The following is a 9974-nucleotide window of genomic DNA, read 5'->3' as shown; positions in this document are numbered from 1 at the left end:
GGTTGACGGCAACCACTACGCATCGGTACGCTTCGCGCTGATGGTTCCCGTCACCGGGATCAAAAGGGAACGCAGTACGAGCAGCAATGCTCCGAGTCTGCGGCTGCCCCCGCAACTGTAAGCGGCGAGTCCGTGCCACTCATGACCACTGGAATACCGGGAAGGTCGGCACGTGACGTTGACCCGCGAGCCAGGAGACCTGCCATCAAACCGGGGTCTGCGCAGCCGCACCGGGGCGGGGTGTCCCGATGTGCAAGCGCCGCCTATGCGGCCGCTCGTTGCAACGACAGCCCAAACCTCAGGATCTGTCATGTCCACTGCTGTTCAAATCGGTTCCCCACAAGGAACCTTGCGCCGACTCGTCATTGGCATTTATAGCGCGCTCGCCGTCTTCAGTATTGGCGCACAGGCCGCGGACGACACGTCGTTGCCGCCGCCCGAGCAAGCCCCGGCCGACACCACGCTGCCGAATATTCTCGTCACCGGCGACACGCAACACCTGCCGCAATCGTTCGATCAACGCTACGCCACGACTCAGGTCCTGACGCGCACCGATCTCGAGCGACTGTCGCCGGCCGACCCGAGTATCACGCAAGCCCTTGCCACGCTGCCCGGCGTCACCATTTCACAAAACGGCGGCCCAGGCTCGTCCGCCTCGGTCAGTATCCGGGGTTCATCAGCCAGTCAGGTCGCCGTGTTTATCGACGGTATCCGGGTCGGTTCCGCGACCACCGGGATCGCCGAGTGGGCGGATCTGCCGACCTCTGCGTTCGACCGCGTCGAAGTCATCTCGGGCCCGGCGGCCGCGTCGTTCGGTGCGGATGCGATGGGCGGCGTCGTGCAGTTGTTCACCAACCATGCAGCCAATCAGCCGAACAAGACTACGGTCTCCGTAGGCGGCGGCTCGAACAAGACCTTCGATACGCAAATCCGCACATCGGGCAGTATCCCGTCCACGGGTCCGCTCTCGGCACTGTCGGGCGTGACCTACTCGCTCGGTCTGCACGACTACAACACCGCGGGGATCGATGCGACCCAGCCGTATGGCTATGGCCACGAGGACGGCCGCAATCCGTACCATGCGCAGGATGTGGATGCCCGCCTCGGCTATACGCACGACAACTGGTCGCTTTCCACCTTCGCCCTGTACCACCGGTCCGATCTGTCTTACGACAATGCAGGGGGCACCGACCGGCAGGCCGATTATCAGTTGACGACGGGCGTCGCGTTTCATCTGGACATTACGCCGTCCACGCAGTTTGACCAATCGGTGGGCTACGCCACGGACCGCCAATTCATCTACGCGAACGATCCGACCATTTCGACCGATGAGTTCAATTCGACGCGCTTCAGCACGTCGACCTCGCTCACGCACCAGGAACGCGGACTCACGCTGTTCAATCTGCCGCTGTCCGGAGAGACGAAGCTCGCCTACGACTTTAGCCGTCAGCTAGCGTTCCTGCCGGTCGATATCCCTCAAGGCTTGCCGGCGCGCAACGATTCGTCTGTCTCGCTCCATCAGTCAGCCACGCTCGGCGCACTGACCGTGTTCCTTGCGGGGCGCCACGAGATCGTTCAGGGCCAGACGGTCAATACCGGCAATGTCGCCGTGGCGTATGCGATCACGCCGGTTTATACGGCGCGACTCTCGTATGGCAATGCATTCCGCCTGCCGACCTTCAACGATCTGTACTATCCGGGCTACGCGAACCCGAACCTGTTGCCTGAGCGCAGCGACACGATCGAGGCCGCGCTGGATGCCTCGACGTCGTTCGGCACCTTCACGGCGGCCGTTTATGACACCCGGGTCCATGACCTCATCTCTTACAACTCGGCGACCTTTCTACCCGTGAACATTGGGCGGGCGCACATCCAGGGTATCGATCTGTCGTACAAGGGCACAATCGGCCAATCGACGCCGGTCAGTCTGGCGATCGGCATTCTGAATCCGCAGGACGTCACCGATCAGACGTGGCTTAACCGCCGCCCGCGCCAGACGGTCAGCCTGAGTGTCGATCACACGTGGGACGAGTTCCAGTTGCACGCCCTCAGCACCGGGGTCTCGCTGCTTTACGGCGGATCGACCTTCGACGACCAGTTCAACACGACCTATCTGCCGTCGTATACGACGGTGGCGCTGCGTGCCGCCTACAAGGTCAATTCGCATCTCACCGTGTCCGCCAATCTGTCGAACCTGTTTAACCGGCAGTACTTCACCGCGTACGGTTACAACACGCTGGGCCGTACGGCATTCGGCAAGCTGGCTTATACGTTCTAGGAAACACATGCTGCCTCCCGACAGCGTGAGCGTCCGGGAGGGCGCCATTTCCGCTCCTCTGGACAGTTTCGATCGTCGCTCACGCACGTTCCGCCACGCTCAGCATCTGGTCGAGAACCTGCGTGAGAAAGCGCACGCTCGCGGCGTTGCCCTGGTCGATGGCGACCGACAGCGAGCCGATGACCCACAGGGACGCGTAGAAGCCCGTCGCGCGCCTGCGCTCACCCTGCGGCGCCCAACAGCGCAGGAGCGCCTCGGCATAGGGGCGGCCGCGCTCCCCCACCAACGTGTCGATATGCGCGAGTGTCGTGCCCAGCACGAGCAGCGGATCGCCATAGCACACCGTATCGAAATCGATCAGCCCGCTTAATTCGCCACCGTCCACCAGCACGTTCTTGATGGTCAGGTCGTGGAGAAAGCAGACGGGGCGCAGCGTGTCGAAGTAGTCCTCGAGCGAGGCACGCACGAGGCCAAGGCGCGCGCGAAAGCGTTCGAGCAGCGTGGCATCCGTGCGCGCGAGCGTCGCGACGTGACACGCAGCCGGCACAGGTTCGTCAAAGATTTCCGTCCAGCGCCCTCGAGGCGCGCGAGCGCCGATCGCGGCCCAGCCGAAACCGCCCTGCGCGGGGGCGGGCAGCCGTTGCGCCACCCTGCACTGGAACGCGACCACGGCTTCGGCAATCCGTTCGGCCTGCCTGGCATCGAGCGAGTCGAAGGCATAGAGGAGATCGCGGCCGGGAAGCCAGTCGAGCACAACAAAATCGCCACCCGCGGGCATGGCCCCTTGCGCGAGCACTGTCTGCACCGGCAGGCCGGCGCCGCGCAGCATCGCGAGATTCGAACGAGTGTGCAAAAACGGGTGCGCTTTGGGGCCGACGCGCACCGCCAGCGAACGACCGCCGGCCATGTGCGCGCGGTACACCGTGTTGCCGCTATGGGCTAACGCCTGGCGTTCGAGCCGCAACGGCCGTTCGCGCAGCACGTCCGCCATGCATTGCGCGATCGCCGCATCGCTGTTGCTGCCCTCCTCGCCCATCTCGCACCCGCCATGCCTTGTCAGCGGCGTATTACAGCAGGGGGGTCTGCACGCGGCAATTGAACGATTGTTGGGCAATATTTCCGGCGTAACCGGGAAGGCGGTGTGGACAGCCTTGCACTGTCACCGCTGTCATGGAAGTAACGCCTGGAAATATTCTGGAAGGAGATGAGGCCGTACTGACGACCCCACCAGGTTGCGGGACGATTCCAGCGGCGCATCGCCCTTGAACGGCTTGACGATCCAGCACGGCCGCCCGTCGCTTGCCGCGTACGTTCATGGCTGGGTTGCTCGCAGGCAGGCGCCATAGAAATCGGTCTGGCAGTTTCTTCGCGAACGTATCCCGGGCAAGCTTGAGGCACTGGACAGGTGATGCTCAACTCGGCACGTTGGCACGGCCTGGTCGACTGCTACCGTCGCCACGCTGGTTTTTCGCCAGCAGCAGGGCCAGCAGCAGCAATCCGGACGCGAGCAGGAACGGTGCGCCAGGCAGGGGCCACGCACGGCCTTTGTCGATGAAGTAGACGAAAGTCTGGGTGAACAGGAACGGCCCGACCATCCCGGCGATGCCGGTGATGCTGCTGATGGCGCCCTGCAGCTTGCCCTGCTCGTGGACCGACACACGGTGCGACATCAGCGTTTGCAGCCCGGGATTGATCAGCCCCCAGAGCGCGAACACCGGCAGCGCGGCCCACATCCAGAATCCGTCCGGGGCCAGCGCAAAGCCGGCGAAGCCTGCCATGCCGAACAGCAATCCGGCGTAGAGCATGCGCCGCTCGCCCAGCCATTTCGCTGCGGGCTTCACGAGACCACCCTGCACGATGATGCTGAACCCGCCGACTGCCGTCAGCGTCCAGCCGATCGTCTCGCCGCTCCAGCCATAGCGGTAAGCGGTATAAAGCACGTACATGCTCGGCAGCACGCAGTGCGCCAACTGGTAGAGAAAGCTGATCCAGGCAAGACCCCGCAACTCGCGATGGGTGCGCAGCAGGGCAAGCGAGGCGACCGGATTAGCACTGCTCCAGCGGAATACGTCGCGTCTCTCGGGCGGCAGCGATTCCGGCAGCACGAACAGGCCATAGCCGGCGTTGATCAGGGCCATGGCAGCCGCGCCCCAGAATGGCAGGCGCGGATCGACATGGCCGAGCCAGCCGCCCAGCGCCGGCCCCACCACAAAGCCTAGGCCAAAGGCTGCGCCGATCATGCCGTAGCCGGCGGCGCGCTTGTCGGGCGGCGACACGTCGGCGATGTAGGCGCCGGCGACGGAGACGCTGGACGAGCAGATACCGGAAACAATGCGCCCGAACAGCAGCCAGCCAAGGTTCGGCGCCAGCGCCATCACGATGTAATCCAGTCCCAAGCCGAAGCAGGAGATCAGAACCACCGGCCGCCGCCCGAAGCGGTCCGAGATCGAGCCCAGCAGCGGCGAGAAGATGAACTGCATCAGCGCCCACGCCGCGCCGAACACCCCATACACAGCCGCGCCGTGGGCGGCATCGCCGCCCATCATCTGCTGCACCAGTTCAGGCAACACCGGGATGATGATGCCGAAGCCAAGTACGTCGATGAGCACGGTGATGAAGATGAAGATCACCGCGGCCTGGCTGCGCATGGCGGAAGGAGGAGCGGATGGCGATGCGGGCATGGTGGGCCTTGCCGGTTGATCGAGCCGGGTTTCATTCCTGACTTCCACGGCTCACCCCTCGAGGTTGGGGCGACGCTGCGCCCAGGGTGCAACGTGTTCAAGTTGCGCGGCGAGTTGCAGAAGCGTCGTCTCGTCGCCGTAGCGCCCGACAAAGTGCGCGCCGATCGGCAGACCCACCGCGTTCCAGTGAAGCGGCAGCGTGATCGCGGGCTGTCCCGTCACGTTCTGCATCGCGGTGTACTGCACGTAATCGATCAGCGGTGCGAATGATTTCTGGGGATCGCGCTCGTCCAGGTCGAAGGTGCCAAGCCTCACCGGAGGCGAACCCAAAGTCGAAGTCAGCCAGACGTCGTAATCCTTGTGGAATGCCGCGGCCTTGCGCGCCGCGACCTGCATGGCGCCCCTGGCGAGGAGATAGTCGCTGGCCGTGATGCGCTTGCCTGCTTCATAGAGCCCCCACGTCAGTCCTTCGAATTTGTCGTCGGACGGCGTCTGTCCGGTGAGGTGCGCAATGTGATCGATGCCCGCGGCGAGATGGCTCGCCCAGAACGCCATGAAGGCCGGAATGAGCGCCGTCTGGTTCAGGTCCGGTGTCGCTTCTTCGACGATATGGCCGAGGCGTTCGCAAAGCCTGGCCGCCTGTTCGACCGCCGCGACGCAATCGGGATGCAGCGTGCCTCCGTCGGTTCGTTTCGTCGAAAAGGCGATGCGCAGTTGTTTCGGTTTCACGGCCATTGCGGCGAGATACGATCGCGGAGGATCGGGCGCCCAATAGGGATCGCCTTCGATGCACCCGGCCGTCGCATCGAGTGCCGCCGCCGTGTCGCGCACGCTGCGCGACACAACGTGATCGTTGGCGAGGCCGTCGAGCATGTCACCGAAATCCGGCGCGTAGCTCATCCGCGCGCGGGTCGGCTTGAGACGGACAAGCCCGCAACACGACGCCGGTGTGCGGATCGAACCACCGCCGTCATTGGCATGGGCGAGCGGCACGATACGCGCGGCGACGGCAGCCGCCGACCCGCCCGACGAGCCACCCGGCGAGTAGTCGAGATGCCAGGGATTGCGCGCGGGCCCATAAAGCCTGGATTCCGTCGTCGGCACGAGGCCGAACTCGGAAACGTTGGTCTTGCCGAGAAGGACGAGCCCCGCTGCCTTGTAACGCGCTGTCAGCAAGCAATCGTGCGCCCCGGGAACCGGCGGCATGAAGCGCGCGGCCATCCTCGTAGGCATGCCCTCGGCGTTGGCAAAGATGTCCTTGAGGAAGAACGGAACGCCCGAAAACACGCCTTTGGGCAAATCGCCCTGTGCGGTGGCACGTGCCCGGTCGTAGTCCCGGAACACCACGCAGTTGAGCGTGGGGTTGAGTTTTTCCGCGCGCCCGATCGCCTCCCCGACCAGCTCGGAAGGCTTGACGTCCTTGTTACGCACCAATTCGGCAAGGCCCAGGCCGTCGTAGTCGGCATATTCCTTGATCGCCATCGTGATCTTCTCCGTGTGTGTTAAACCTCGAGCTCAACGTCATGTCGTTTGCGATCACGACTTCACTGCTCCGGATCTCTCCAGGAACGCCTTTTGGCGCGAACAATCTCCATGGTTCCAAGCATCGTGCGGAATCGCCCGTCGACATGGGCACCCTCGAACCCGGCTTGCGTCATCATTCCGGGCAGCTTGCCGCGGACGTTGTCCTGGGTCGTCCCAAATCCATCGACCAGTTGAATGACGAGAAAGGCCGCACGCATCAGCGGATCCTGCGCGGCGCCCCAGTCGGCGAGATGCAGGTGTCCGGCCGGCTTCAGGACCCGCAGAATTTCCGCCAGCGTGCGCCGCTTGGAACTGGGGTTCAGGTGGTGGAAGAAGAGGCTCGACAGCACGCTGTCGAAATGGTTGTCCGGAAACGGTAACTGGAACGACATCCCGTGCGAGAACCTGATTGAGGCCCCGCGTTCCGCCGCCTTGCGCCGGGCGCGCGCCAGAATCGCCGGGTCGCCGTCCAGCCCGTGCATCTCCACCCCCGGTTCGCGCTGCGCTACCATGCACGCTGGCGTCCCGGTGCCGCAACCGATGTCGAGCACGCGTTGCCCGGGTTCCAGCGCGACGCCATCGAGCAGGGCCGACTTGAACGTCTGCTCGCGGGAGGTCAAGGCAACGACGGGGTCGTAGAGCGCGCTCAGGGAAGAAAAGCGCAGAGCGTGGATGTAGCCGGTGTTGGCAGACATGAATGCGCCTCAAGTCACGCAGGTTAGGAGTCGAGACACCAGCATGCGCGCGGCAATGCTCCCCGGACTTGAATAAACTGGCTGATATGTCTCCGACTCCGTTTCATCTCTATGTCTGGCCGCAGCGTCTACTGATGCTGGCGCCCGCTTACGCGTCGGCCCAGCATCGGCACCATCTTGCGCAAATAGCGTTCGGCCTGGATGGGCCGGTCGTCTATGAGTCTCCGCAAACCGGTCTGCACCGCGCCGATCTGATCCTCGTCCCGCCGGATACCCCGCATGCACATCCGGCGTTCGGGACCTCGGCGGTGCTCTATCTGGAACCCGAAAGCAGTGAGTGGGCACGCTTTCCCGGCCGCGAAAGCGCTGGCCTGGTCTCCTTGCCATTCAACCCGCAGCTACGTGCCTTCGCTCGCCGCGCGGCAGCCGGGGACGCCTTTGCGGCGCAGTCGTTGGTGGACAATTTGATCGGACAGGCCGCGAACAGCAACTCGAGCGATGATGCGCTGGTCTCGCAGGTTTGCGCGCTCGTGCGCCAGCGTCTCGACGGACCGATCACATTGGCGGCGCTGGCGGCGGCCGTGCACCGCTCTCCCAGCCGGCTGGCGCACCGCTTTCGCGAAGCGACCGGCGTACCGTTGCGACGCTATGTTTTATGGTGCCGTCTGCGCACGGCGGCGGAGGCGGCCATGCGCGGATCGAGCTTGACCGAAGCGGCTCATGTGGCGGGCTTCTCGGACTCCGCCCATCTGTCGCGAACTTTTCGCGCCACGTTCGGCATTGCCCCGTCCTTCATGTTCGAGCGTAGCCGTCTCAGTGTTACGTTCTGCGAAGCGACTGTGAACCCCTAGCGCCTAACCTGGAACCTCGCGATGCAAGCCCATCCTTTGCGCCTCTTTCCCGGCGACGATCTGCGTACCGCCCTCGAAGACGTACTGCGTCAGGTCAAATTGCAGGCGGCCTTCGTGATCCAGGGCATCGGGAGCCTCAGCGTTGCCCAATTGCGATTTGCCGGCGACGAGGATCCCACCGAGCTGCGCGACGATCTGGAAATCCTGACGCTGGCCGGGTCCCTATCACCTGACGGCGCGCATCTGCACATGTCAGTTGCCGACCCACGCGGTCGAGTGTTCGGTGGTCATGTGGCACGCGGCTGCACGGTCCGTACAACCGCGGAGATATTGCTGGCGCTTCTTCCCGAACATCGCTTCTCCCGCGAGCAGGACTCAAGTTCAGGTTTCATGGAGCTGGTGATACGAAATGAACCGCCCACGAAGTAGGCGCGACGTATAGGTGCGGGCGGCGTTGAGGAACAAGGCCTTTCGACCGTTACTCCGCTGTAGCTGACATTTGACATCACCGCGCGCCAAAGGGCTGGGCGACGACTAGCTATATAGCGCGGTGCCAGACGCGTAAGCGATGTGCCGGTGCATGACAACCGCCAGCAGCGCAACCAGCACGACCGGCGCGAGCTGCAATGGAACATCCATCAGCACCGCGAAAATTCCTTGGGCAGGCATCAGCCAAGCCATGCCGAGAACTAGCCATTCGGTGCGATTCAGTTTTCTCGTCTTTGCCTCGCGCATCAAGAGCACGATAGGCAAAACAAGCCAGGCAAGATCGTAATAGAGGAGATAGGGCTGCACGAGCAGTGTCGCGATACACAAAGCCGATGCCTTCAGTTCGAACCGGGCGCGCACGATCCACAGATATGACATCGCAGCGACGGCCGGCACCGCGATCAGCGCATGAACGGCATACGCTCCTCCAACCGACAAGCCGAGCAGCCTTGCCGACGCGAACACGGTCGGCGTGGCGCCCCAAAGGTGTCCGCCGTGCAAAACCGCAAGGCGATTAAATTCCGGCAGGTATGAGACGAACGCGGACCATGCCGCGCTGCCGAGCAATGCCGCACTGGCCGCCACAAAAGCCGCAGCGCACAACCCGGAAGCAATGAGCGCCTTCCAATGATGTCCACAGATCAGCGCGAGCGGGAAAAGCACCCCGAACTGGGGCTTTATCGCAAGCACCGCGACGCATGCGCCGGCCATTATCGGATTGGATGCGAGCAACCCAAGCGCGCCGCCGGCCGCAGCTATCGTGATTAGTGAGTTCTGCCCGGTATAGATGCAAACCACCACCCCCGGGAACGATGCAAGCGCAAGCATGGCTGCAACGTCAAGCCCCCTCGCGAGACGCCCGATAGCCATGACGTATGCCGTGAGACACAATACGGCGTAACAGCCGAATGCGGCGCGGAATGAAAGCAGCCCAAGCGGTAACAGCACCGCCAGGAATGTCGGCGGATATGGCCATGGTGCGACGGTAGCAAGGGGCCTTAGGGTCGCCTCCAGCGGGGTCATCCATTGCGGTGAAAATACGGCGGGAGCGCCGTGATCAATCGCGACCTTGGCGGCGGACCAGAAAACGGTAAAGTCAACGCCGACAAGGGCGCTCGAATCATCCCAGAAAAAATAATATCGGATGATCACTGCGAACAGCACGGCGCCTTGAATCGCCAGCGCCGCCGAAGCATAGAGCGCGAGGCGTTGGTGCCCCACTCGTCCGTTCAGCCGTGCTGATGCCCTCGCCATGGCGCCCCCGTTCTGGTTTTGAGGGAGTGTACATCGCGGCGGCGCATCGGCCAGTTTCGATCGTGGATTCAATCATCCGCACGGACGCTGAAACGTCCGTTCATAAGTCCAACTCGCGCCGCCATCGGCCGCAATGGATTGGCGCACGGTTGCGCCGAATCATGTAACGCCCGGCTGGAAATGGGTTAATCGCCGTGGGTAC

The 9974-nt window shown here is 63.5% G+C and carries 8 protein-coding genes and 1 riboswitch; of the genes, 3 read left to right on the top strand and 5 right to left on the bottom strand.

Going from position 1 to position 9974, the window contains the following annotated elements:
* The first annotated feature begins 24 nt into the window (after window positions 1-24).
* Window positions 25-221: riboswitch (cobalamin riboswitch) on the top strand.
* Window positions 222-310: 89 nt separating this feature from the next.
* Window positions 311-2278 (top strand): TonB-dependent receptor domain-containing protein, encoded by a 1968-nt coding sequence (locus PQQ96_RS33115; protein ID WP_408300342.1) that lies wholly within the window; start codon window positions 311-313, stop codon window positions 2276-2278.
* A 79-nt stretch (window positions 2279-2357) separates the two neighbouring features.
* Here the strand turns inward: PQQ96_RS33115 and PQQ96_RS33110 are convergent, their stop codons facing one another.
* The 4 genes from PQQ96_RS33110 to PQQ96_RS33095 all read right to left on the bottom strand — a co-directional run bounded on the left by PQQ96_RS33110 (window position 2358) and on the right by PQQ96_RS33095 (window position 7178).
* Entirely contained in the window at window positions 2358-3314 is a 957-nt protein-coding gene (locus PQQ96_RS33110; protein WP_408300340.1) for a phosphotransferase family protein, read from the bottom strand.
* A 376-nt stretch (window positions 3315-3690) separates the two neighbouring features.
* A complete protein-coding gene (locus PQQ96_RS33105) occupies window positions 3691-4959 on the bottom strand; it encodes a TCR/Tet family MFS transporter (protein ID WP_408300338.1) in 1269 nt (422 codons plus the stop codon).
* A gap of 51 nt (window positions 4960-5010) precedes the next feature.
* The gene (locus PQQ96_RS33100; RefSeq protein ID WP_408300337.1) at window positions 5011-6441 is read right to left on the bottom strand and encodes an amidase; all 1431 of its coding nucleotides are present in this window, start codon (window positions 6439-6441) and stop codon (window positions 5011-5013) included.
* A 62-nt stretch (window positions 6442-6503) separates the two neighbouring features.
* Complete coding sequence (locus tag PQQ96_RS33095) at window positions 6504-7178, bottom strand: class I SAM-dependent methyltransferase (protein ID WP_408300336.1); 675 nt, start codon at window positions 7176-7178, stop codon at window positions 6504-6506.
* A gap of 2 nt (window positions 7179-7180) precedes the next feature.
* Here PQQ96_RS33095 and PQQ96_RS33090 point away from each other — a divergent pair, with 2 nt between their 5' ends.
* Together PQQ96_RS33090 and PQQ96_RS33085 are read left to right on the top strand one after the other, a co-directional pair.
* Window positions 7181-8029 carry a helix-turn-helix transcriptional regulator gene (locus tag PQQ96_RS33090; protein WP_408300335.1) on the top strand — a complete coding sequence of 283 codons (849 nt, stop codon included), beginning with the start codon at window positions 7181-7183 and terminating at the stop codon, window positions 8027-8029.
* A gap of 21 nt (window positions 8030-8050) precedes the next feature.
* A complete protein-coding gene (locus PQQ96_RS33085) occupies window positions 8051-8458 on the top strand; it encodes a PPC domain-containing DNA-binding protein (protein ID WP_408300333.1) in 408 nt (135 codons plus the stop codon).
* Between the two features lie 105 nt (window positions 8459-8563).
* Here PQQ96_RS33085 and PQQ96_RS33080 read toward each other — a convergent pair whose 3' ends face one another.
* Window positions 8564-9844: a glycosyltransferase family 87 protein gene (locus PQQ96_RS33080; RefSeq protein ID WP_408300332.1), complete on the bottom strand. Its 1281-nt coding sequence runs from the start codon at window positions 9842-9844 to the stop codon at window positions 8564-8566.
* Window positions 9845-9974: the final 130 nt, after the last annotated feature.

The organism is Paraburkholderia sediminicola, from assembly GCF_046027825.1.
Taxonomy (GTDB): Bacteria; Pseudomonadota; Gammaproteobacteria; order Burkholderiales; family Burkholderiaceae; genus Paraburkholderia; species Paraburkholderia sediminicola_D.
Note: the sequence above shows the minus strand (reverse complement) of the source record. Positions and strands in the feature narration are given on the sequence as shown.